The 23418-nt window shown below is 42.6% G+C and carries 23 protein-coding genes; 20 read left to right on the forward strand and 3 right to left on the reverse strand.

Annotation, left to right across the window (positions count from 1 at the left end):
* Window positions 1-192: 192 nt before the first annotated feature.
* The 4 genes from CVV21_02475 to CVV21_02490 all read left to right on the forward strand — a co-directional run bounded on the left by CVV21_02475 (window position 193) and on the right by CVV21_02490 (window position 6271).
* Window positions 193-1710 (forward strand): hypothetical protein, encoded by a 1518-nt coding sequence (locus CVV21_02475; protein ID PKL92642.1) that lies wholly within the window; start codon window positions 193-195, stop codon window positions 1708-1710.
* 457 nt (window positions 1711-2167) lie between these two features.
* Window positions 2168-4462 carry a sodium-translocating pyrophosphatase gene (locus CVV21_02480; protein PKL92643.1) on the forward strand — a complete coding sequence of 765 codons (2295 nt, stop codon included), beginning with the start codon at window positions 2168-2170 and terminating at the stop codon, window positions 4460-4462.
* Window positions 4463-4580: 118 nt separating this feature from the next.
* On the forward strand, window positions 4581-5681 hold the full coding sequence (locus CVV21_02485) for a redox-regulated ATPase YchF (GenBank protein ID PKL92644.1): 1101 nt from the start codon (window positions 4581-4583) through the stop codon (window positions 5679-5681).
* Between the two features lie 32 nt (window positions 5682-5713).
* Entirely contained in the window at window positions 5714-6271 is a 558-nt protein-coding gene (locus CVV21_02490) for a hypothetical protein (GenBank protein ID PKL92645.1), read from the forward strand.
* A gap of 28 nt (window positions 6272-6299) precedes the next feature.
* On the opposite strand, the gene CVV21_02495 is transcribed toward CVV21_02490, so the two are convergent.
* Complete coding sequence (locus CVV21_02495; protein PKL92646.1) at window positions 6300-6779, reverse strand: hypothetical protein; 480 nt, start codon at window positions 6777-6779, stop codon at window positions 6300-6302.
* A 70-nt stretch (window positions 6780-6849) separates the two neighbouring features.
* Here CVV21_02495 and CVV21_02500 point away from each other — a divergent pair, with 70 nt between their 5' ends.
* The 10 genes from CVV21_02500 to CVV21_02545 all read left to right on the forward strand — a co-directional run bounded on the left by CVV21_02500 (window position 6850) and on the right by CVV21_02545 (window position 15449).
* Window positions 6850-7986: a hypothetical protein gene (locus tag CVV21_02500; protein ID PKL92647.1), complete on the forward strand. Its 1137-nt coding sequence runs from the start codon at window positions 6850-6852 to the stop codon at window positions 7984-7986.
* A 207-nt stretch (window positions 7987-8193) separates the two neighbouring features.
* On the forward strand, window positions 8194-8592 hold the full coding sequence (locus tag CVV21_02505; GenBank protein ID PKL92648.1) for a hypothetical protein: 399 nt from the start codon (window positions 8194-8196) through the stop codon (window positions 8590-8592).
* An 86-nt stretch (window positions 8593-8678) separates the two neighbouring features.
* Window positions 8679-9170, forward strand: a complete 492-nt coding sequence (locus CVV21_02510; protein ID PKL92649.1) for a hypothetical protein — start codon at window positions 8679-8681, stop codon at window positions 9168-9170.
* Between the two features lie 90 nt (window positions 9171-9260).
* A complete protein-coding gene (locus CVV21_02515) occupies window positions 9261-11024 on the forward strand; it encodes an aspartate--tRNA ligase (GenBank protein PKL92650.1) in 1764 nt (587 codons plus the stop codon).
* A 126-nt stretch (window positions 11025-11150) separates the two neighbouring features.
* On the forward strand, window positions 11151-11897 hold the full coding sequence (locus CVV21_02520; GenBank protein ID PKL92651.1) for a hypothetical protein: 747 nt from the start codon (window positions 11151-11153) through the stop codon (window positions 11895-11897).
* Window positions 11898-11899: 2 nt separating this feature from the next.
* Window positions 11900-12262 carry a hypothetical protein gene (locus CVV21_02525; protein PKL92652.1) on the forward strand — a complete coding sequence of 121 codons (363 nt, stop codon included), beginning with the start codon at window positions 11900-11902 and terminating at the stop codon, window positions 12260-12262.
* A gap of 12 nt (window positions 12263-12274) precedes the next feature.
* Window positions 12275-12712, forward strand: coding sequence for a hypothetical protein (locus tag CVV21_02530; GenBank protein PKL92653.1), 438 nt, complete (start codon window positions 12275-12277; stop codon window positions 12710-12712).
* Window positions 12713-12772: 60 nt separating this feature from the next.
* The gene (locus CVV21_02535) at window positions 12773-13723 is read left to right on the forward strand and encodes a hypothetical protein (protein PKL92745.1); all 951 of its coding nucleotides are present in this window, start codon (window positions 12773-12775) and stop codon (window positions 13721-13723) included.
* Window positions 13653-14132 carry an rRNA maturation RNase YbeY gene (gene ybeY / locus CVV21_02540; GenBank protein PKL92654.1) on the forward strand — a complete coding sequence of 160 codons (480 nt, stop codon included), beginning with the start codon at window positions 13653-13655 and terminating at the stop codon, window positions 14130-14132. Before CVV21_02535 ends, ybeY begins: the two co-directional genes overlap by 71 nt.
* Window positions 14133-15449 carry a hypothetical protein gene (locus CVV21_02545; protein ID PKL92655.1) on the forward strand — a complete coding sequence of 439 codons (1317 nt, stop codon included), beginning with the start codon at window positions 14133-14135 and terminating at the stop codon, window positions 15447-15449.
* Between the two features lie 3 nt (window positions 15450-15452).
* On the opposite strand, the gene CVV21_02550 is transcribed toward CVV21_02545, so the two are convergent.
* Entirely contained in the window at window positions 15453-15935 is a 483-nt protein-coding gene (locus CVV21_02550) for a DUF456 domain-containing protein (protein ID PKL92656.1), read from the reverse strand.
* 101 nt (window positions 15936-16036) lie between these two features.
* Between CVV21_02550 and CVV21_02555 the strand changes: the two genes are divergently transcribed.
* Genes CVV21_02555 through CVV21_02565 form a run of 3 tightly spaced genes read left to right on the forward strand, consistent with a single transcriptional unit; the run spans window position 16037 to window position 20201 of the window.
* The gene (locus tag CVV21_02555; protein PKL92657.1) at window positions 16037-17296 is read left to right on the forward strand and encodes a hypothetical protein; all 1260 of its coding nucleotides are present in this window, start codon (window positions 16037-16039) and stop codon (window positions 17294-17296) included.
* Window positions 17283-18254, forward strand: a complete 972-nt coding sequence (locus CVV21_02560; protein ID PKL92658.1) for an RND transporter — start codon at window positions 17283-17285, stop codon at window positions 18252-18254. Before CVV21_02555 ends, CVV21_02560 begins: the two co-directional genes overlap by 14 nt.
* A 3-nt stretch (window positions 18255-18257) precedes the next feature.
* Entirely contained in the window at window positions 18258-20201 is a 1944-nt protein-coding gene (locus CVV21_02565) for a MacB family efflux pump subunit (protein PKL92659.1), read from the forward strand.
* A gap of 143 nt (window positions 20202-20344) precedes the next feature.
* On the opposite strand, the gene CVV21_02570 is transcribed toward CVV21_02565, so the two are convergent.
* Window positions 20345-21712 (reverse strand): hypothetical protein, encoded by a 1368-nt coding sequence (locus CVV21_02570; protein PKL92660.1) that lies wholly within the window; start codon window positions 21710-21712, stop codon window positions 20345-20347.
* A gap of 150 nt (window positions 21713-21862) precedes the next feature.
* On the opposite strand from CVV21_02570, the gene CVV21_02575 reads away from it, so the two are divergent.
* From CVV21_02575 to CVV21_02585, 3 genes are all read left to right on the forward strand, one after another.
* The gene (locus CVV21_02575) at window positions 21863-22375 is read left to right on the forward strand and encodes a hypothetical protein (protein ID PKL92746.1); all 513 of its coding nucleotides are present in this window, start codon (window positions 21863-21865) and stop codon (window positions 22373-22375) included.
* Window positions 22376-22643: 268 nt separating this feature from the next.
* On the forward strand, window positions 22644-23135 hold the full coding sequence (locus CVV21_02580) for a hypothetical protein (GenBank protein PKL92661.1): 492 nt from the start codon (window positions 22644-22646) through the stop codon (window positions 23133-23135).
* Between the two features lie 60 nt (window positions 23136-23195).
* Window positions 23196-23381 (forward strand): 50S ribosomal protein L32, encoded by a 186-nt coding sequence (locus CVV21_02585; protein PKL92662.1) that lies wholly within the window; start codon window positions 23196-23198, stop codon window positions 23379-23381.
* Window positions 23382-23418 lie beyond the last annotated feature (37 nt).

Raw genomic sequence — 23418 nt, forward strand, 5'->3', positions numbered from 1 at the left:
GAAATGCACAAAGCTTATAATTACATTAATGTTTTAGGGAGTAATTATATAGCAATATGACATTCGAAATAACATTAAGAAAGAGTTCTAAAACTTATTTTTCAAAACGAATAGATCCAAAAGAAAAAATTCTTATTTATCAGATAGAATGTGATTTTATTCGAAAGTATAAAATTTGGAGGTTTATTAAATATGGAAAAATTTCATTATCCCGCAATAAGATTAAAACAATTTAATACCGAATTATACCTAACAAGTCTTTCTGCTGAAAGTGTAGCATATTTAGTTAATCAAAAATCATTAATCGTCGACAAATATCAAAGAGGCGAAGAAGATTCTTATCAAAGGAACGAAGATCATAGTAAGATTAGAGAACTTGCTGACTTTTTAAGATTATATAAGAATGATGATATTGTAAAGCCGATTTTGCCAGCATCAATCATCATTAATGTCCCCGACAGTTCTAACCTAACTTTTGATGAAAAAAACGGCCAAATTATTCTTGATAAAAAAGCAAAATTGAATATCGTAGATGGGCAGCATCGAGTCAAGGCTGTTTGTAAAGCTTATAGCGATGGAATCGCAGATGATTTCGAAGTACCAGTTACATTTATCAAAGGGTTAAAACGCATTCATGAAGCGGCTCAGTTTTTAATTATCAACGTTAAACAAAAACAAGTTAGAACCGATTTAACCATGACCATATTGCATGAAATGAATGTACAAACGAACCAACTTGCAACGAAATTGAGAAAAATACTTAAAGTAGATGGATGGCAGATTGAAGCGACCGCCATCGCTATTGATGTAAATACCAGGCAAAGAAGTCCATGGTTTAATTTAATAATGAGGCCCAATGAATCAAAACAATCATTGAAAGAACTAGGGGTAAAATGGGTACCTATCAAACAGGCTTCATTTGTCGATTCACTCAGAAGATTTTGCGCTACAAATACTTCTAAAACGCTCGAGGAAAAGATCGCATTTTTAATTAAAACATGGAATTATCTTAAAAAAGAATACGCCCCTTCATTTGATTGCGAGACTGGGAATAATTATATGTTAACCAAAGGAACCGCGATAGGGCCAATACATATTTTTATGAGTTTGATGTATTCCATGGAAACCTGTGGTTTGTATGAAAATATCGAAGAAGTAATGACAACGTTTGTAAAAAAATATCCGTTAGAATTCTGGGAAAAGGGAAGCAAACACGCAGGATCATGGGGCACTTCGCAAAAAGAATATTATACACACGCAAAAGAAATTTCTGAAGTAATGTTTCCGGAATTGTATTCTTTTTGGAACTCGGATTTATTAGAACATTATAGAAAAAAAGATTTAGTTGATGATGAAGTTCTTAATAGTATTGAGCATCTAATGGATCCTTTTTCGCTGAAACCATATACGGAAATAGAAGAATACATTAAAAACGATGTATCTGGTATATATTTATTAATAAATAAAAAACGAAATAAACTGAATATGTATGTTGGGCAAGCCGAAAGCATAAAGGACAGAGTTGCTGGTCATAATAGAGATTTCCTTGCTTTTAATTTCATCACTGTTAACGGCGAAGATCTAGACACGAGCGAAGCGCTCGTATATCATTTGATTAACAAAGAGTTTAGAACAAATACAATACATCCTCCTACTAAAAAATGTGAATTTTGCGAACACGATAAAAAACATAAGTCTAAGAAGAAATAATTTTCAATCATTAAATTGATCGGATACTATTAACGAAATTACCAGTTAAAGTAATATCTGTGCCGGACATTAAAAAAGAAAGTAAATTTATTGTTTGATTTTTCTTACGGAATGCAATCTGGGGCTTTGCGGGGAAGGGTTGGGTTAAAAAAGCGTTTTAAGCTATAAACAGTTAAGCAAAAGCAATTTGACCTTTTGACCGGGTGGATAGTTAAAAATAATCTACTACCGCGGGCTGAAGACCCGCGTCTACCAGATCCAAACCAATCCTACAAGCAATCGAGATGCCTTGCCCTTGCTTCCGTTCCTCTGTGCATCTGTCCCTCCGTCCCTCCGGTCTTACGGCTTTCATAAAAATCCCTTTACAAAATCAATTTTTTCTGTAAAATACTCCGAAAGTGTTTTTCTGCGCTAAAACTGTGTTTTATAAACACTATACTTCTTGAAGGAGGAACAGATGGAAAACATCGCACTAAGCCCGTTGACAGGTTCAGAACTCAACATGATCTGGATCATCTGGGGCATCGCTCTTGTGGCAATTGTGTACGGATTTATCCTGATGAAAGAAATCAATGCAAAAGATTCAGGAACAGCCAAAATGATCGAAATTAATAACGCGATCATGGAAGGCGCAAACGCTTATCTTGCAAGGCAGTTTAAGACAGTTGCATTACTTGTTGTAGTTCTGGCAGTGGTTCTTTATTTCACAGGTACTGCGGCAGACCCGGCAGTAAACCTTGGAAGGGCAATTGCTTTTGTACTTGGTGCAACAGCATCGGCTCTTACAGGATTCATGGGAATGAGAATGGCAGTTAAAGGAAACGTAAGGGTTGCAGCGGCATCTTTAAAAGGCAAAGTGGAAGCGCTTACAATCGCGTTCAGGACAGGCGCTATTGCAGGTATGTTCACAATCGGACTTGGCCTTCTTGGCGCGACAACAATATTCCTTATCTATAAAGAAAACCTTTCCGAAGTCCTTGTAGGATTCGGATTCGGCGGATGCTTGCTTGCCATGTTCATGAGGGTAGGCGGCGGAATATACACAAAGGCAGCTGACGTTGGTGCTGACCTTGTTGGTAAAGTAGAAAAGAACATACCTGAAGACGATCCCAGGAACGCGGCTACAATCGCGGATAACGTTGGCGACAACGTAGGCGATTGCGCGGGTATGGCAGCAGACATATTTGAATCATACGAAGTAACACTTGTTGCTTCCATGGTTCTTGGCGCCACAGTATTCGGAAACATGGGTGTTATTTTCCCGCTTCTTCTCCGCGCTGTCGGTGTTATCACTTCAATCATCGGAACATATTTTGTAAGGGCAAAAAATGACAACGAACCGGCTATGAGGCCTATCAACAGGGGCTTTATAGTTTCTTCAGTACTTTCAATAATCGGTTTTGCGATACTTACAGTAATGTATGTACAGGGAAGCATCTTCAACATCATGTCCACGGACGCAAAGTGGGCAAATGTTCTTGCGGCAAACCCGGACGCCAATGTTATTCTGGCGTGGAAGCTTTTTGGAATCACCACAATCGGTATCTTCCTGTCATTCGCTATTTCCGCAATGACGGAATACTTTACATCAACAGAAACCAAACCTGTTCAGGAAATCGCGAAAGCGACCCTTACAGGCCCTGCAACAACAATCCTTTCCGGAACTGCTGAAGGAATGGAAAGCAGCGTATGGGCAATTCTTTCCATCGCTGTGGCAATTGCTTCTTCAATACTTGTATTCGCCATCAACCCGATAGGCGAAGGAATTCTTATTGTTGAACAGACACTTTACGGTGTATCGCTTCTTGGACTTGGTATGTTGACAATAACGGGTATCATTGTTGCTGAAGACACATACGGCCCTATTTCTGACAACGCTCAGGGCGTTGGCGAAATGGCAAAGCTTCCTGAAAAGGCACGTAAGGTTCTTGACGAACTTGACGCTGTTGGTAACTCCACAAAGGCTATCACAAAAGGTTTTGCAATCGCGACTGCTGTTATCGCGGCTGTTTCACTTTTTGGTTCTTACAAAGAAATCACCGGAATGCATTACATCGACATAAGCAGCCCTATGGTTCTTATCGGATTGCTTGTCGGCGGCGCGGTACCGTTCCTGTTCAGCTCGCTTTTAATCAGGGCTGTTGGAAGGGCGGCGTTCCTTGTTGTTAATGAAGTTCGCAGGCAGTTTAGGGAAATAAAGGGCATTATGTCAGGAAAAGCAAAACCGGAATACGGCAAAGTTGTTGACATCTGTACAACAGCGGCTTTAAAAGAACTTGTCGGACCGGGGCTTATCGCTCTTCTTATGCCTGTTATAGTTGGTTTCTTATTTAAGGCTGAAGGACTTGGCGGATATCTGGCCGGCGTTATCGTTGTGGGTCAGCTTCTTGCCGTGTACCTGTCCAATTCGGGCGGCGCATGGGACAATGCCAAGAAATTCATTGAACAGGGCAATTACGGCGGCAAAGGTTCCGATGCTCACAGAGCAGCGGTTATCGGCGACACAGTAGGAGACCCGTTCAAAGACACAGCAGGACCGGCGTTAAACCCGCTTATCAAGGTTATGAACCTTGTGGCTATTCTTATAGCGCCTCTTATCATCAAGAATCCGGGATACGGCCCGCAGGTTATAATAGTTGTTGTAATCTGCCTTGCAATCATCGGCACAGCCTTGTTCTTTTCCAAAAGGTCTGATGACAGCGGAATAGCTGATGAAGTTGCAAAAACAGTAAGCAAAGGCAAAAAGAAATAAACGGGATTTTTTCCGTAAGTAATAGAAAAAGGGCCGGTGCAAACCGGCCCTTTTTCATTAACACGCATTTATCTGTAAGCACGCCTGTTTTTTCGGCAGATTAACCGGAGGTATTATAATGGAAGTAGGAATAGTAGGGCTGCCAAATGTGGGCAAATCCACGACATTTAATGTATTAACAAAGACCAAAGGTGCCCAGGTTGCCAATTATGAATTCTGCACAATTGAACCCAATGTGGGAATTGTGGCGGTGCCGGACAAACGCCTTGATTTTTTATTTAACCTTTACAATGACGGGAAAACCAAACTGGTTCCCGCTTCATTTAAATTTGTAGATATCGCCGGCCTTGTAAAAGGCGCAAGCAAAGGCGAAGGGCTGGGCAACAAATTCCTTGGCAATATCAGGGAAGTGGACGCTATAGCGCACGTGGTAAGGGTCTTTACCGACCAGAACGTGGTGCGCACCACAGGCAAGCTTGACCCCATAGGCGACATAGAAACCATAGAAACAGAACTTATGCTTGCCGACCTTGAAAGCGTTACAAAAGGCTTTCAGAAAAATGAAAGGGCTGCAAAATCCGGCAATGATAAAGAAGCGTTAAAAAAATACGAAGCGCTTAAAAAGGTAAAAGACACCCTTGAAAAAGGCATGCCCGCGTCCTCAATTGGACTGACACCCGAAGAAAAACTTCAGGTTAAAGAACTGGGTTTAATGACGCTAAAACCAATGCTGTATGTTTTAAACACGGACGAGGATAAAATAGAAAACTTTGAAAAAAACTTTCCGGAATTAACCGATTACATAAAAAAGAGAAAAGCCGAATACGCCGTTATTTCCGCCAGGATAGAATCTGAAATGATGGAATTAGGCGAAGAAGAACGCGCTGACTACTTAAAAGAGCTTGGATTTGAATACAAAGGCTTTGACGAATTTATTACGCACGCTTACAATCTGCTGGATTTAATAACATTTTTCACATCCGGCGCGGATGAATGCCGCGCATGGCCCATTCTGCGCAATTCCAGGGCGGAAGAAGCCGCGGGCAAGATACACTCTGACATTCAAAGGGGTTTCATACGCGCGGAAGTGATGAAGTTTGAAGAGTTTAAAGATGTCAAAGATGATTTAAAGATGAAAGAAAAGGGCCTTGTAAGAAGCGAAGGCAGGGATTACATAATGCAGGACGGGGATATAGTTTATTTTAAGTTTAATGTTTAGATTATGCGGCCTTGATTATTGCGGGAGGGCAGATGAATTTTGCGGTAAAAGCCATAATCCCGGCGGTTTTAGCGGCGTTTCTTCTTAACGGATGCGCCGGCATTCCGGCCGGAGTTTATGAAACAAGCAGGTATAAAAAGGGAAAAAGTTTTTATAAAACAGCCGTTATTCTTGTGACAAAAGCGGATGACAGTTATTATGTGCCTTCCGGGGGCGAAATAAACGGCATTAAATGGCTTATTAAAGACGGCCTTATAGAGCAGAAAGTTTTTCCGGTTGTTTTAGAATACAAAAAAGGCATAAAAGACGCTGACCTGCTTATCCACGTTTCAATTCAGGAAATTAAATCACAGGGATTAAATCTTTACTATGAGTTTGTAAGAGTCGGAAATGTAAAAGACGTAAACGCCAAGATGAAAGTGGAATTCATAGATGTAAAAACAAGGATGCCTGTGTCTGAAATAACAGTGGATAAAGGCATGCCTTCGGGCGAAAAATATCATTCTGATGCCATTAAAGGGCTGTTATCTGACGCGGCAAATGATATTATCAGCTACATAAAAAACTATATACAGGAATCCGGTGTTTAATTTCACACAAGCGCCCGTAATTCTGCGATTAAGGCTGTAAAACTTTTCTGAAATTTTTCCTTGAAATCATTTTCAATCCGAATATAATAATAAAAACGGGAATTAAAGGGGAGATGCCAGCAATTATAGGAGGGTTTATGAAAAAAAAGCAATTGCTTGTGTTATTATCTGTTATTTTTCTTTTTGTTTTTATATCCTGCAGTAAAAAAGCAAGCCCCACATCTCCTGTAGCCGAACCTACAACACCTCCCGTTTCAGCTACTGTAACTGAAACTGATTTGGGCACGTTAACAGCAACCCCGACTGTTACAATTACAGCGCCGGACGCAACTGTTACCGTTACATCAACCCTTCCGGAAAACACACGGACGGCAACAGCCACATTAACGGCATCACCGACTTTAACCGCAACCGATATCATACTATCCTCAACTGCAAGCGCGACTGCCACGGCAACATTAACAGCAACCGATATCATACCGTCCTCAACGCCAAGCGCGACTGCCACGGCAACACTCCCTGAAAATACCTATACTTCTACCGTGACACAGACCGCGACAGGTACTTTAACGGGGACAATGACAAATACGATGACGCTTACCGATACAATAGAAGAAACACCCACTTTAACAGCCACAATTACAATCACGCCCACTGCCACGGTAACCGTCACTTTGACAGCCACTCCTTTGCCTGTATGGGCTGATTTTGGGACAAATCCCGTAAGTTCAGATATGGGCGGCATGCCTGTTTTAAGAAATTACAGTTCGCAGTTCTACCTTTTATATATTGACGGCGCGCAGGGCGGAAAATTAAGCGCAAAGTATCATAATGGATTTGCCTGGGGTTCAGCAGGCGACGGAATATCGTCGGATGTGGCGTCCTATCCAAGCATGGAATTAAGTTCCGGCGATATGTACTGCGCTTACGCGCAGCTTGGCAAAGTATATTTCAAAAGAAAGCTTGCTTTAACCTGGCAGGCGGAATATCAGATATCGGACGGCAATGCAAATTATCCGGATATTTTTGTTTACAGCGGCACAAGCCAGTATATATCATACAGGGATGAATACGGGGCTGCTGCGGGAAAAGCTTCGCTTAAGACAGGGCAGGGAAGCGCGTGGTCGCTTGTCGGCCTTTCGGGATTCAACACGGTTGCGGTAAAAGATACGGACGTTGTTGTAGCATCTGGCGCTGTGCCTTATGTGGCGTGCCAGGAAGAAACCGGAAATGTTCTGGGCAAAGTGGAGGTAATGACATACAACGGCGCGTCCTGGTCACAGGTTGGCACCACAATTACCGCGCGCACCGGATGTAATATAGATATGGTTTACGGCGGCGGTTATTTATACCTTGCTTACGCCGCGCCGCAGAGCCCTTATCCCGTGCAGGTAATAAGATCAAGCGGGGGTGCATGGACGCCGGTGGGCGGAATTGTAAATAATGTAGAGGCAGCGGATATATCCCTTTCGTATGATGTATATCAGGGAACCATTAATGTGGCCTTTACGGATGTTTCATCTTCCAATTCAGGCAAGGCGTTTGCATGGAACGGCGTTTCATGGAACCAGATAGGCGGCATATTCAATGATAATATTAGCACCAGCAGCGCAATTTTCCCGTCGCTTAATGTTTATAACGGAGTTCCGTATGTGGCCTTTAAGGATACAGGAACCCTGCATAACGGGAAGATTGTGACAAGAGTATACCGATAGATTAAAATGCGTAATAAAGGCCAAACAAGTTCATTTTATATATGTTGTTTTCCGTAAAGCCAAATTTGAATTTCAGGCCGGCTTGTATTTTTTGATTATTAATAATTATAAATATCGGCCGTTTTAAAAATCAAACTTGACAAAATACTTTGGCTGTGTTTTCATATTAAAACGGGTAATTAAAACGGTCAATATGGAGGATTTTTTATGCATAAAAAAATATTTCTGCTTTTTATAGCGCTCTTACTTATTGCTTTTATGGGCGTTGGATGCAAAGGCAAAAGGTCGGTAAGGGTTGTAATTGAACACCCGTACTGGTGGGAAGCGAACATGATTAAGGGAGACACACTTACGCCAAATTTTTCTGATAATGAGACCAGAACATATCAGCTTGGTGATTATAAGTCCAAACTTACCGTTAAAGCGTGGCAGACTGACGCTGATCCAAATACCAAGCAGGCAAGGCTTTACATAAAAATAATAGAAGATTACGCGCCGGGATTTCTGTATCTTGAATCTTCGGAAGTGAAAGATGAAATATCAACTGAAGAACATATGTTTCCCATACAGGCAATGTATGATTTTGGCAGCAAGGATAACGAATAACCTTTTAAAATAACGCTAAAACGGGTTGACTATTGGATTTTTTCATGTTATTTTGGATGTCAATTATTTAATTTCAGGAGGATTTTATGAAAAGACGCGCTGTCGCGCTGTTTCTTGCGCTTACTATTCTTGTAGTTCCGGCTTCCGCAATTTTTGCGGCAAATGATTATGTAATTGATGAAGTGGTAATTGAACCCAAAGACCCGATTTTAGCGACTGTTGTCGCTTTTGGGCCCGGGCTTTTAGTCCACGGCTGGGGGCAGTTTTACAGCGAAAATTATAAAATGGGGCTTTTATTCACGGGAATAGAGATATTATCAATAGGCGCAATGACTTTTGGATATATTCAGAACACTAATCCGGAAATGCTCCGTATATACGGCGGAAATTTAGATGAAGTAAGAAGGGGCGGAGCCCTTGTATTTGCTTTTGGAATCGCGATGTTTCTTGGAACATGGCTTGCCGACATAGTGCTTGCCGGGCCTGCCGCGGAACAGTACAATAAAGAACACAATCTGGAGTTCAGGCTTCAGCAGGAATCGTACGCGCCGTCCCTGATGTATTCATATAAATTCTAATTATTAACTGTAATTTAAAATAATAATAAAAGACGGCCCCGCTTAACTGCGGCGCCGTCTTTTACATTTAAAAAAGGAAGTGGTAAAGAAATGATAAAAAGGTCGGTTTATTGCGGTGAAATTAACGAAAAGCAGATAGGGCAGCAGGTTTCCATAAACGCGTGGCTTGGAACAAGGCGTGACCACGGCGGCGTAATATTTTTTGACATGCGCGACAGGACAGGCATAGTACAGGTGGTCTTTGATCCGGAAGCGGACGCGGCGCTTCATGAAAGCGCGCATAAATTAAGAAGCGAATTTGTGCTTGCGATAACCGGTAAAGTGCGTTTAAGGCCGGAAGGCACGCAGAATAAAAGGATTCCCACGGGAATGATAGAAGTGCTTGCGGAAAAACTGGAAGTGTTAAATGAATCAAAGCCGCTTCCGTTTATGATAGAAGATGACGCCGAAGTAAGCGAAGAAATACGCCTGCAGTACAGGTACCTTGATTTAAGAAGGCCCAAGATACAGAAGAACCTGATAATAAGGCACAAAGTGTGCGAAATTACCCGCAACTATTTAAATAACGGCGGCTTTATAGAAGTGGAAACGCCTATGCTTATTAAAAGCACCCCTGAAGGCGCAAGGGATTACCTTGTACCAAGCAGGGTAAACGAAGGCAAATTCTTCGCGCTGCCGCAGTCGCCGCAGACCTTAAAACAGATTCTTATGGTATCGGGTTTGGATAAATACTATCAGATAGTAAAGTGTTTCAGGGATGAAGATTTAAGGGCTGACCGCCAGCCGGAATTCACTCAGATAGACCTTGAAATGTCATTCGTGGACGAGCAGGACGTAATGGATGTCACCGAAGGTATTGTACAAAGTGTTTTTAACGGCGTGAAAGGCACAAACTTAAGCGGCCATTTTACAAAGATGCCTTATGATGAAGCCATGGAAAAATACGGCAATGACAAACCCGACACAAGGTTTGAAATGCATTTAAAAACCGTGTCCGATATTTTTAAAGGGTCGGATTTTAAAGTGTTTGCCGGTGTGATAGAAAAAGGCGGAGTGGTAAAATCCATAAACTTTAAAGGCGCGGGAGAGAAGCTTTCAAGAAAAGAAATAGATGACCTTGTGGCATACGCGCAGAAATGCGGCGCGTCCGGAATGGCGTGGATACGTTTTGCGGATAAGCCTGAATCGCCCATTGTTAAATTTCTTGGCGATGAGCGCATAGAAATGATAAAGAAAGAGATGAACGTTGAAAAAGGCGACATCACATTCTTTATAGCCGATAAATTCGAGGCGGCCAATGATGTCCTTAGCAGGGTAAGGCTTCACATAGGAAAAAAATACGGCTTCATTGATGAAAATAAATTTAACTTTCTGTGGGTAACGGATTTCCCCATGTTCGCGTTTAACGAGCAGGAAAACCGCCTTGATGCCAACCACCATCCGTTTACAACCGTAAAGGATGAAGACGCGCATCTATTGGACACTGACCCGGTAAATTCCAAGGCAAAAGCGTATGACCTTATATTAAACGGCACGGAAATAGGCGGGGGAAGCATAAGGATTCACAGGCGCGACCTTCAGAGCAAGATTTTCACGCTGCTTAAAATAAGCGAAGAAGACGCAAAGATGAAATTCGGATTCCTTCTTGAAGCGCTTGAATTCGGCGCGCCGCCTCACGGCGGCCTGGCATTGGGGCTGGACAGGCTTATAATGATTCTTACCGGCAGCCAGTCAATAAGGGACGTTATAGCGTTCCCCAAAACCCAGAAAGCGCAGTGCCTTTTAACTGACGCACCGGGCGAAGTGGACTTAAAACAGTTAAAAGAGCTTCACATAAAAATAGTCCAGGAATAAATATAGTTCCTTTAAACGGTTAAACAGGGGGCGCTTATGGCGCTCCCTGTTTGGTTTTACCCTTAAAATAACGCTTTTACCTTATACCTCTTGACATATGCTTATATTATGTTAAGATTTTTATTGTTGGGTAATGTTATTAAAAAAGGGAAAAGGATTTTTATGAAAAAACTGTATGTTTTACTGGCTTTTCTTGTTTTTGCCTTAAACATACCGGTATATTCCGCCGGCGGCAGTACAGTTGACATAATTAATGAAAAAGTTCAGGAAAAGCTTGATGCCATAAAGAAAGCCGGCGATAAAGGCGGCGCTTTTGTTGAAGAAATAAAGATTGATAAATCAAAAGCAAAGCAGCAGGTTCAGGCAGCAGAGCCGGTAAATTATGAAATGGGCAATCTGGCGGCAATGAATATTGTGGGCGGCTTTTTTGAAGGCGCAATAGCAGGGGCCGGCTGCGGGCTTATAGGTTACGGGCAGACAAAAAACATGGATATAAATCCGCTTGTAAACGGGGCAATTATAGGCGCGGTTTCAGGCGCGGTTTTGGCATCAGTTCTTTCAATCGCACAGGTGCAGACAAAAAAATATTACGCGTCAGATGATTATGGAATAAACACAGCGGTCTGGACGCTGCTTGGAAGCGCAATAGGCGCGTCCGGCGGCGCTTTGTCTTATGCTTCAACAAAACAGACGGAAAAAATAACAGAAGGCGCGGGTTATGGCGCGGCAATAGGCGCTTTATCCGGAATAATATTATCCACCGTGGAATTTTTTATGCCGGAAAATTTAAGAGGCAAAGTATATAAAGGCCACGCAATAAGGCAGATACCCGTAGTCGACGGTTTTGCTATGGCTTTTACGGCGGAGTATTAATTATGAAAAAAACATTAATGATTCTTATAATTGCAGCAATGTTTTGCGTGCCGGTATCTGCGGGTGAAATTGCCAATACTGTTGCTGTGGACACTTTAATAGGATTTTCTGCGGGAGCCGCAATAGGCGCGTTAACCGCTATTGCGCCTTACAGCGAAGGCAATAACATTGCTGTGTTTGCGGCGGGCGGCGGAATAGGCGCGCTTGCAGGCGCGGGAGCGGGCCTTGCTGTTGGAATCTGGCACGCAATTTACAACGCGCAGAATAAACCGCCGGAAAGAACCGGTAATCTGCAGGGCGATATTAATATAAGTTATGAAAATAAATCAGACTATTATGGTATAAGGCTGACAAAATCATTTTGAGGAGGTAAGAGCATGAAGGTATTAAGACTTGCGGTTTTAGCGGTAATTGCATTTGCACTAGTTTTCACGGTAGGGTGCGCGGCTAAACAGACAGTTAAGCCCGACACAACAGACGCTATAGACACATCAGCGTCAGCAGATGTAGAAGAAGCTGCAACAGCGGTTCCGACAAAGGTATCGGTTCAGAAGTATGTTGTTAAGAAAGGCGATACTCTGTGGGATATTTCATCAATGAACAAAATCTACACCGACAATTTCCAGTGGCCGCTTCTTTTTAAGGCAAACAGGGACCAGATTGAAGACCCGGATTTAATTGAAGTAGACCAGGAACTTATCGTTAAAAAGGACTGGAGCAAATCTGAAGTTAATGACGCAAGGCAGAAGGCTATGGATACACCGCCTTTCAAGCCGCACACTTCTGCAAGGAAGACGCTGCCTTTAAGGTATTAATTTTTTTAAGCAGGAATCGGATGGCCAAAGTTGCTTGATTCAAAAAAGATAAATGTCAATATGCACAAAGAAGCGCTCTTTAACCTGTATGGTATTGCTGATGAAAACCTTAGGTTTATGGAAAGGATTCTTGGCGTTGAAATAGTCGGCAGAAATGACGTGATTATTATCAATGGCAGAAGAAAAGACATAAGCCGCGCCGAACGCGTTATTGAACGGTTAAAGAAATACGCGGAAGGCGGAAAAGCGGTTTCCAGATTACTGGTTGAAGAGACTGTTGAAAATGACAAAGCAGGCGGCAGGGAAACGGTGCCGGAAGCAGACGCAAAGCATATAAAAAGCTCCGGGCTTCTTGTTTCAAGCAAAAGGGACCTTGTAAGGCCAAAGACAAAGAATCAGGAAAGTTATATACAGTCAATTTTTGATAATCAGATAGTATTTGGTATCGGGCCCGCGGGAACCGGCAAGACTTATCTTGCCACTGCCGCGGGCCTTTACTTTCTTCGGGAAAAACTGGTGGAAAGAATTGTCCTTGTAAGGCCGGTGGTGGAAGCGGGGGAAAACCTTGGCTTTTTACCCGGTGATTTAAAGGAAAAGATAGACCCGTATTTAAGGCCTTTGTTTGACGCTATTTATGACATGATAGAGCCAAGAATATTTCACGAACTGGTGGAAAGCGAAATCATAGAAGTGGCCCCGCTGGCATACATGAGGGGCAGGACTTTAAATAAGTCATTTGTAATACTTGACGAGGCGCAGAACACAACTGTGGACCAGATGAAGATGTTTTTAACCAGGACAGGCAATGATTCCAAACTGGTTATTACAGGCGATGTCACGCAAATTGACCTGCCTGTGGGCAAAAAGTCAGGGCTTATCCACGCAACAGAGATATTTCAGGGAATGCAGGACATAAAGTTTTCTTATTTCGGGACAGAAGATGTTTCCAGGGCGGAAGTTGTTAAAAGAATCCTGGACGCCTACGAAAAGTACGATAAAAATGAAAAGTAATCCAGGCATAGAAGTTTTTTACAAAAAAAAGGTGGATGCCGGATTTGATATAATAAAGGCCGCCGAAAAGATTATTTTATCTGAAAAAAAGCCGGGCATACAGGCGAATATTATTTTTGTAAGCGATGCTTTTATAAAAGAAATGAACCTTAATTACCGGATGAAAAACAGTAAAACCGATGTTATATCTTTTGAAAACGGCAGCGGCGGTGACATTTATATTTCCGTTGATACCGCAAAGACAGACGCCGCGGAGCTTGGCATAACCTTAAGCGAGGAAATTTTAAGGCTTTTAATTCACGGACTGCTGCATATAATGGGATATGACCACATTAAATATAATGACTATAAAAAGATGTATGTTAAGGAAAAAAAGTACCTTGAATTTTTCAAAAAAAAAGGAGTTTAAATGGAAATAGCCGCTCAGTTTCAGCTTTATATAATAATCCTGCTTTTTTTTGTTGCTGCCACTCTGTCAGTCGCGGAAACCGCGTTAATAGGCATGAGCAGGATAAAAATAATTGCGCACATTAAGAATAATCACCCAAAGGCAAAATATTTAAAGGTTTGGATGGCAGACCCCAATAAACTGCTGGCCACGCTTTCCATCTGCGTAAATGCAGTTGCTATAACCACTTCCACCATCGGCGCTTTTTTATCAATGAAACTTGCGGAGGTGACAGGGTTTGACGCGGCGCTGGTTGCGACCCTTACGGCCGGCATAATAACATTTATAATAATAATTTTCGGCGAAATTACGCCTAAGATTTTTGCTATTCACAATACCGAAAAACTTGGGCTTCTGCTGGTGGGTCCTATTGTTTTTTTATTCAGGATACTGAAACCTATCACCGAACTTTTTGTAAAAATAAGCAACCTTACCATTAAAATACTGGGGGGCAAATCTTCTTCCAGCATACCTGTGATTTCCGGGAAAGATATTGACACCGTAATAGACGTCAGCATGGAAGCCGGAGTTATAAACGAACAGGAAAAATCCATGATGCAGAACATCCTTGAAATTAAAGACACCCAGGTGAAACATATAATGGTGCCAAGGACAAAAATGGTGGGTATTGACATCACATGGGACGTGGATAAAATAATTGATGTTATTGTTGAAGACGGGTATTCGCGCGTGCCTGTGTTTAAAGAAAACTACGACAACATTGTGGGCATTGTTTACGTTAAAGACATGCTTACAATGATTAAAAACCGCGGGCTTATAATTTTTCACGACCTTATAAGGATGCCTTATTTTGTCCCGGAATCCAAAAACATAGGCGAACTTTTTAAGGAATTTAAAAAAGGAAAGATGCACATGGCGATTGTTGTGGATGAATTCGGAGGCACTTCCGGGCTTATTACCATAGAGGATATCCTTGAAGAAATAGTGGGGGAAATAAAGGATGAATATGACGTAGAAGAACCGCAGTTCAGAAAACTGGCGGAAAATTCCTATGAAGTGGACGGGCTTGCCGAAATAACAAGGTTAAACAGGGATTTATCCATAGATATTCCGCTTGAAGAAGATGTAAATACTGTGGCGGGTTTTGTTATGGCGCTTTTTGGAAGGGTTCCCAAAAAAGGGGAAAAAGCGGATTTTGGAAATATTTCTTTTACGGTGCTTAAAAGCGACGCCAAGAAAGTGGAATTATTAAAAATGGATATCACGCCTCAAATAGCGGCGGCTGAACCCAAGGCAGACGAAGGGGTAAAAGGATAATTATCAGTTCTTAATAATTTCCAGCACAAAGAAAAACAGCATTATTAAAGTGGCGGAAAGTTTTAAGGCAATGCCCGCGATAAAACCCACAAAAGTGCCAAAAGAGACCTTCACTGATTTTAAGACTTCTTTTCCGGCTGAAATTTCCCCGATAAAAGCACCGATAAAAGCCCCTAACAGCATACCCACGGGCGGTAACAGGAAAATTCCCGCAATAGTGCCTGCCGTGGCTCCTATTATGGCGCGCTTGCTTCCGCCAAACTGTTTCGCGCCCATTATGGAAAAAACATTGTCAAGTATGGATGCTGCAATGGTAAGAATACCCGCTACAATAAGGAAAGCGGTTGAAAATTCGCCGTACTTTGAAAAGTGAAGGAGTAAGAGCCCCGCGTAAGCCAAAGGCGGCCCTATTAAGACCGGAACCACGCATCCGACAAGCGCCAATAACTGTAAGATAGAACCTGCAATTACAAATGTAATATCCATATGATTATTTTAATTTGATATGGTAATATTGTAAAGATAATAATAAGTAAAGCGGATGGAACCGGAAAGCATACAAAAACGTCTAAATATTAAATAAATCAATGAAGGGTAATAATATGAAAAATAAAATATTCTGTTTTGTTCTTCTGCCTTTTCTGATGTTTCCTGCGTTGCTGCAGGCAGATGTTATTTCGTGGCAGCAGTGCGCGAAAAACGCGCTTGTAAACAGCGGGGATTTGGCCGCGGCAAAAGAGAAACTTAACAAGGCGCTGGCCGCAAAAAATTCTTCCATATCAAACATACTGCCTTCGGTGAACGCAGGCGCGGGATACAGCAGAAACGCCGGCGGTGAAGGGTTTTCTTACAGTGTATCAGGCTCGCAGGTTATTTTTCAGGGGTTAAGAAATATATATTCCATACTTGCATCAGATGCGTCGCTGATGGCTGCGCGTGCGGAATATGACACTGCTTCGGCGCTTATACGCCATAATTTAAAACTTGCGTATATAGAGGTTTCAAAACAGCAGGAAGCTGAAGGCATAACGAAAATTATAATGGAAAGAAGAAAGCAGCAGCTGGAACTTGTGGAGTTAAAATATAATTCCGGCAAAGAACACAGGGGCGCTTTTTTAAACGCGCAGGCTTCCATGGCTCAGGCGGAAGCTGATTACAGGCAGGCAAAAGACCTTCTGGTGCTGGCAAAACTTAAACTGGCAAGGCTGATGGGGTCGGAATTAAACAGCGATTTTACCGTACAACCGCAGGATGAAGCGCGGGTTTCAATTCCGCAGCCTGACTTTAAAAGCGGCGCGCTTAATACTTCCGGAATAAAGCAGATGCAGGCAAATCTTGAAGCTGCAAAACACAGGGTGATGGTATCAAGGGCGCAGTTTATGCCTTCTGTTTCGGCGTCCGCAAGCTACGGCAAGTCCGGCAGCAGCTGGTTTCCCCAAAAAGAGAACTGGTCGCTTGGGGTGAATATAAGCCTTCCCATTTTGTCAGGCCTTGATAAATTATCGTCGTTATCACAGGCAGAGTCGGACCTAAAGACCGCACAGATAGCGCTTGATGACGGGATTAAGGATATGGAGATCAAATTATGGGAAAAATTCATAAGCCTGCAGTCAGCCGCTGACGAAGTAAATGTAAGGGAAAAATCCGCGTCTGCCATTGAAGAACGGGCGCAGATAGCCGACGCCCAATATCAGACAGGGCTTATGACATTTGACAACTGGGCAATGATACAGGATGACCTTGTAAATTCAAGAAAATCCATGCTTGCCGCCGTAGCTTCTTATCACGGCTCGTATTCACAGTGGCTTAATACAATAGGGAGGAAATTAGAAGATGAAGCTGAATAATAAAGGGAAAATTATTGCGGCAGCTGTAATTATTGTTTTTATTGCCGGATTTATTATTGTTAAGAAGCCTTTTAGCGTAAAAAAAGGCCCGCAAATGGAAGAAATTTTCCCGGAAATAAGGGATATATCCATTGTTATTTCCGCTACAGGCGTTGTTCAGCCTATGAACCGGCTGGAAATAAAACCGCCTATTGCGGGCAGGATAGAAAAAGTGCTTGTCAGAGAAGGTGATGTGGTTTCTAAAGGAAAGGTGCTGGCCCTTATGAGTTCTTCTGAAAGGGCGGCGCTGCTTGACGCGGCGCGCGCGCAGGGCGAAGACAACGTGAAAAAATGGGAGGAAATTTATAAACCCATTTCTGTCATCGCGCCCATAAACGGCACTGTTATAGTAAGGGGTTCGGAACCGGGGCAGACTGTGGGTTCGGGCGATGCTGTTTTTGTCCTGTCCGACAGGCTTGTTATTAAGACTTCCGTGGATGAAACTGATGTGGGAAAAGTAAAAGTGGGGCAGAAAGCGGTGATAACGCTTGACGCTTATTCGGATACCGAAATCCCGGGCAGTGTTTATCACATAAGTTATGAATCAAGCGTAATGAATAACGTATCCATATATGAAACTTTTGTGAAACCGGATAAGGTTCCGGATTTCTTCAGGTCGGGAATGACCGCAAATGTGAATATTATCAGGGCTGAAAGTAAAGGGGCCCTTTCATTGCCTGTTAACGCCGTAAAAATAAAAGACGGTGTTTCATTTGTCATGATTAAAAGCGGGGACAAACCCAAAAGAAAAGAGGTTGTAACGGGCATTGATGACGGCACTTATGTAGAGATAAAATCAGGTATAACGCAGAATGAAGCCGTGCTTGCCGTTAAAAGCGGTTATACCGCCAATAATGATAATGCAAGAAGCGCGGGGACCAGCCCTTTTATGCCGAAACGCCCGGGCGCAAGGCGCTAAAAGATGATATCTGTTAAGGGTATTTCAAAGATATACAAGTCCGGAAAAATGGAGTATCAGGCGTTAAATGACGTCAGTATAGATATTAATAGGGGCGAATTTGTAGCCATAATGGGGCCTTCCGGGTCAGGCAAGTCCACTTTAATGCACCTGCTTGGATTTCTTGATAAGCCGGATTCGGGTTCATATCTGCTTGAAGGAAATGAGACCGCGGGGCTGGCCGATGAAGCATACGCGCGGTTAAGGCAGGATAAAATTGGTTTTGTGTTTCAGCAGTTTCACCTGCTGCCCAGAAGCAGCGCCGAGGAAAATGTGGCAATGCCGCTTGTTTATTCCGGGAAAAAATTATTTGAACACAGGGCAAAAGAGCTGCTTGAAAGCGTGGGGCTGGGGACAAAACTAAAAAACCTGCCGGGTGAAATGTCCGGCGGTGAAAAACAAAGGGCGGCAATAGCGCGCGCGCTGATTAATGACCCGGAAATTCTTTTTGCGGATGAACCCACGGGCAACCTTGATTCTAAAAGTGAAAAAGAGATAATGGATATATTTACCGCGCTTAATAAGCAGGGAAAGACAATAGTAATGGTGACCCACGAGCCGGAAATAGCGCAGTACGCGCACCGCATTATAACCGTAAGGGACGGTAAAATTCTGTCCGATAAAAAAACTTCAAACGGCGAAACAAAATTATTAAATGTACAGCAGCACGAAGAAAAGCAGGGAAGCGCGGTCCTTGAAATAGAATTTAAGGATTATCTTAAGCAGGCGCTTATATCCGTAATGGGCAATAAGTTAAGGTCAGCTTTGTCGGTTCTTGGCATACTTATCGGTGTGGCTTCTGTCATAGCAATGCTTGCGCTGGCGGAAGGAGCCAAAGAGTCAATAAATAAACAGCTTTCATCACTTGGGTCAAACCTTCTTGTGGTAAGCCCGGCATATAACAGGTCAGGCGGCGTGTCAAGGGAAGGAGCCACAAGGATTACCCTTCAGGATTCACAGGAAGCAGCAAGGCTTGTTTCGGTAAAAAACGCTTCAGGCCTGGTCAGCGGCAATGTTCAGGCTGTATATGGCAATAAAAATAAGGCTACAAGGGTTGAAGGCGCGGCGCATTCCTATGAGGAATTAAGAAGTTATAAACCCGAAGCAGGCCGTTTTTTTACGCAGGCCGAAGAAAAACAGAGGGAAAGGGTGGCTCTTCTTGGCGCCACGGTTGTAAAGGAACTTTTTGTAAGCGAAGACCCGATAGGCGCTACGATAAAAATTAACAGGGTAAATTTTAAGGTGATAGGAGTTCTGCCTTTAAAGGGTTCAAGCGGATGGCGCGACCAGGACGACACCATAATAATTCCTATTAATACGGCCATGTACAGGCTTCTGGGCAAACAGTATGTTGATCAGATATATGTGCAGGCAAAAAGCGCGGATTCACTTGAAAGCGCGCAGGCGGAAATAATGGAGCTTTTGAATAAAAGGCACAATATAAGCGCATTAAGAAAAGACCCGGCTTTTGAAATAAGAAATATGGCGGAAATGCAGGAAGCCATACAAAGCACAAGCCGGACATTAACATGGCTTTTAGGTTCTATCGCCGCCATATCCCTTCTTGTGGGCGGAATAGGTATTATGAATATTATGCTTGTGTCCGTAAAAGAGCGTACCAGGGAAATTGGTTTAAGAAAAGCGGTGGGCGCCAGAAGTTTTGACATATTATATCAGTTTATGATAGAAGCCGTGTTAATGACGCTTACAGGCGGTTTTGCCGGGATTGTTTTAGGCGCTTTGATTGCTTTTTTAATGGCCGTGCTGGCAGGGTGGGCTGTAAAGGTTTCTGTTTTTTCTGTACTCTTATCCGTTTTCTTTTCTGCCGCGACAGGGTTGGGTTTTGGTATATGGCCTGCCAGGCAGGCCGCGGAATTAAATCCTATTGACGCGCTAAGGTACGAATGATTAACAACGTACAACTAACAAGTTACAACTGTCAGCTGTAACCTGTAACTTGTAACCTGTAACCTGTAACTTGTAACCTGTAACCTGTAACTTGTAACCTGTAACCTGTAACTTGTAACCTGTAACCTGTTAGCTGTTAGCTGTTAAATTTCCCTTGAATATGGTTTTAACCTTTCACGGTTTTTCCAGCGGCCGCTTTTGTAATACCAGAAATTTAACAGAGCGCCAAGATAAGCGCTTGCCGTAATTCCAATCCAAATACCGCGTTCATCCATGCCCGCTTTATCCAGCAGCGCCCACGACAGCCCCACGCGTAAAACAATTAAAGTTATAAACGCGAACAGCGTGGATGGCAGCGTATCGCCTGAACCACGGACAATACCCTGAAACGCGAACATAACGGCATAGGCGAAATAGGTAAGGGTGATGTATCTAAAGTATACGGCGCCGTGAGAAATAACAGAGGCGTCGCCGGTGAATATAGCGGTTATCTGCGAAGGGAAAAGGTTAATAGCCGTAAACGCCGCCGCGGCAAACGCAAGAGATAAAATGGTAACCCAAAGCGCCACTTCGCGTATTAATTCCTCTTTTTTCGCGCCTATCGCCTGAGCTGTAAAAGATGAAGCCGCGGCGCCAAGCGACATGGCGGGGATAAACGAAAACTGGTCTATCCTTAAACCTATTCCGTACGCGGCAATTATTCCGGGGCCGAACCTGTTTACAAAAGAGATTACCGCGATTGCGCTTAGCGACACAATAACCATCTGAAAAGTCACGGGGATTCCTATTGTGAACATGTTTTTTATAATGCTGTAATTCAGCTGAAATTTCCATTTAAGCACGTTGAAGATTACATTTTTTCTTGCCAGATAAATAAAGGAAATTAAAGTGGTGACAGCTCCCGATATTACCGTGGCGGCCGCGGAGCCGGCTATTTTTAATTCCGGAAACAGCCACCATCCTTTTATAAGCAGGGGGGCAAGTATGATGTTTAATGCCACGTAAATGCAGGAAAATATAAGAGGGGTTTTTGAATCGCCCAGGCCGCGCAGTATTCCCGCAAACCAGTTCTGGGTGAACATAAAAATAAGGCCGCTGAAAATTATAACCAGAAACAGATGCGCGTCTTTTATTATGGTATCCGGTGTGCCTAGAAATTTAAGCATGGGCATGGCAAGTGTTGTCCCTAAAACCGTGATAAGCAGGCATAAAGAGAAAATTGTGATAAATGAATTTGATATTATTTTTGAAACAAATTCCATGTCATCCATTCCGTATGCCTGGCCAATCATTATCACTGTGGATACGGAAAGGCCTATGATAAGCGATATCAGGAAAAACATTACAGGCATGGAAGAGGAAACGGCGGCAAGGGCGTCGGGGCCTAAAAGCCGCCCCACCCAGAACGCGTCAATTGCGCTGTATAAAGACTGCAGCAGGTCGCCGGCCATTATGGGCCAGGAATATATAAAAAGATTTTTAAGGACATTTCCTTCTGTTAAATTTTTCATAAATACTCCTTCATTAAAATCAGGCAATATTTTAATACTAAAGCGCGGTATTATCAATATGATTACTGTGGTATAATTTTTTAATATTATACAGGAGGAAATTTTAAAGTGGAACTTTCACTGATAATAATTACGGCGGTGGGGCTGGCAATGGACTGTTTTGCTGTTTCGCTGTCAGCCGGCACATGCAGGGTAAAGGTTAAAACGTCAATTCTGCTGAAGATGGCTATAATGTTTGGTATTTTTCAGGCGGGAATGACGTTTATAGGGTGGTTTGTGGGAAGCGCCTTTGCCGGCATTATAGGAGCGTTTGACCATTGGATAGCTTTTGGCCTTCTTCTGGCAGTGGGGGGCAAAATGATACTGGAAGCTTTAAAAAAAGAGGAAGATAAAACAGCAATAAATTATTGCAGCAACCGAATAATTCTGCTGCTTTCGGTTGCCACAAGCATTGACGCGCTTGCGGTGGGTATAAGTTTTTCAATTCTTAAAGCGGGCCTGGTGCTGCCGGTTATGGTTATTGGGGTGGTGTCGTTTTTGTTTTCAATAGCCGGCGGATTTATCGGAAGAAAAACAGGCGAAATGCTGGGAGATAAAGCGGAATTATTCGGAGGGCTTATACTGGTTGGTATCGGAATAAAGATTCTGATTGAACACATCTAAACACGGCGGATTTTTATTAGCAAATAAGTCAAATACCTTTTTGTTTCATAATGAGAAATTTTTCACTAAGGACTCTCTTTTATTGATAAAAACTGTTGACAACACAAAGGCATAGTTTTATAATTACGCGCTGTATTTTATAAGTGTTTAAAGTTAAAAGATGACAGCGTGATTTGAAAGGCACAAAAAGCATTTTTGTGTTACAGGAATGGTATTTTCTATTTTTACTGTTATTTTCAGAAGCTATTTAAAAAGAGGTTAATTTATAATGTTAAAAATAAATCTGTCATCGTTTAAAGTAAGGCAGGAATTAAGTTTTGATCTTACTAAAGATGATATTTCTTTAGATGACACTGCAGTCCTTGAAGGCCCTTTACATCTTGACCTTGTACTTACAAAAGACAGTGACACATCCGTTATAGTGGAAGGCAGGCTGAAAGGTACGCTTGCAATGGCTTGCTCACGGTGCTTAAAGGAAATAATGCAGGATGTTGAAGGTGATTTTGTTACAATATTTAAAGAACAAAGCCGAATGAATGATGAAGACAGGGAAAGTGATGTGGTTGAATATAAGGATAACGAGCTTGATTTAACGGATTTTATAAGGCAGACAGTGCTTATTGAAGCGCCAACAAAGCCGGTATGTGATGAAAAATGCCTTGGCTTATGCCCGGTGTGCGGTAAAAACCGCAATGAAGGCGACTGCGGGCATAAACAGGAAATTAAATTCAACCCGTTTGGCGGAATTGATATAAAGTAAAACCCGCGGCATAAGCCTGCGGATTTATAAAAAGAAATAATTTTACAGGAGGAACAGAAAGTGGCAAATTTAACGTGGAGAACTTCAAAGTCAAAAACAAGGTCAAGAAAAGCGGCTAACATGAAATTAAGCCAGAATATCAACCTCACTGAATGCCCCAACTGCCATGCAAAAAAAGAGCAGCACAGGGTATGCAAGAGCTGCGGCCATTACAATGGCAAAGAAGTCATTAGCTCTGAAGAATAGTCCTGATACTCAAAATTCAGTCATGAGGTGAGGCAAA

This window comes from Candidatus Goldiibacteriota bacterium HGW-Goldbacteria-1, assembly GCA_002839855.1.
In the GTDB taxonomy this organism is placed as follows: Bacteria; Oederibacteriota; PGYV01; order PGYV01; family PGYV01; genus PGYV01.

Bases quoted from the DNA above. Each gene is read 5' to 3' on its own strand.
- CVV21_02570 (PKL92660.1), bottom strand. From the start codon at position 21,712: ATGAAAAATTTAACAGAAGGAAATGTCCTTAAAAATCTTTTTATATAT.
- CVV21_02525 (PKL92652.1), top strand. From the start codon at position 11,900: ATGAAAAAAACATTAATGATTCTTATAATTGCAGCAATGTTTTGCGTG.
- CVV21_02475 (PKL92642.1), top strand. From the start codon at position 193: ATGGAAAAATTTCATTATCCCGCAATAAGATTAAAACAATTTAATACC.
- CVV21_02580 (PKL92661.1), top strand. From the start codon at position 22,644: ATGTTAAAAATAAATCTGTCATCGTTTAAAGTAAGGCAGGAATTAAGT.
- CVV21_02565 (PKL92659.1), top strand. From the start codon at position 18,258: ATGATATCTGTTAAGGGTATTTCAAAGATATACAAGTCCGGAAAAATG.
- CVV21_02500 (PKL92647.1), top strand. From the start codon at position 6,850: ATGACAAATACGATGACGCTTACCGATACAATAGAAGAAACACCCACT.
- CVV21_02530 (PKL92653.1), top strand. From the start codon at position 12,275: ATGAAGGTATTAAGACTTGCGGTTTTAGCGGTAATTGCATTTGCACTA.
- CVV21_02535 (PKL92745.1), top strand. From the start codon at position 12,773: ATGCACAAAGAAGCGCTCTTTAACCTGTATGGTATTGCTGATGAAAAC.
- CVV21_02560 (PKL92658.1), top strand. From the start codon at position 17,283: ATGAAGCTGAATAATAAAGGGAAAATTATTGCGGCAGCTGTAATTATT.
- CVV21_02515 (PKL92650.1), top strand. From the start codon at position 9,261: ATGATAAAAAGGTCGGTTTATTGCGGTGAAATTAACGAAAAGCAGATA.
- CVV21_02490 (PKL92645.1), top strand. From the start codon at position 5,714: ATGAATTTTGCGGTAAAAGCCATAATCCCGGCGGTTTTAGCGGCGTTT.
- CVV21_02555 (PKL92657.1), top strand. From the start codon at position 16,037: ATGAAGGGTAATAATATGAAAAATAAAATATTCTGTTTTGTTCTTCTG.
- CVV21_02480 (PKL92643.1), top strand. From the start codon at position 2,168: ATGGAAAACATCGCACTAAGCCCGTTGACAGGTTCAGAACTCAACATG.
- CVV21_02550 (PKL92656.1), bottom strand. From the start codon at position 15,935: ATGGATATTACATTTGTAATTGCAGGTTCTATCTTACAGTTATTGGCG.
- CVV21_02510 (PKL92649.1), top strand. From the start codon at position 8,679: ATGAAAAGACGCGCTGTCGCGCTGTTTCTTGCGCTTACTATTCTTGTA.
- CVV21_02575 (PKL92746.1), top strand. From the start codon at position 21,863: ATGGACTGTTTTGCTGTTTCGCTGTCAGCCGGCACATGCAGGGTAAAG.
- ybeY (PKL92654.1), top strand. From the start codon at position 13,653: ATGTTTCCAGGGCGGAAGTTGTTAAAAGAATCCTGGACGCCTACGAAA.
- CVV21_02505 (PKL92648.1), top strand. From the start codon at position 8,194: ATGCATAAAAAAATATTTCTGCTTTTTATAGCGCTCTTACTTATTGCT.
- CVV21_02545 (PKL92655.1), top strand. From the start codon at position 14,133: ATGGAAATAGCCGCTCAGTTTCAGCTTTATATAATAATCCTGCTTTTT.
- CVV21_02485 (PKL92644.1), top strand. From the start codon at position 4,581: ATGGAAGTAGGAATAGTAGGGCTGCCAAATGTGGGCAAATCCACGACA.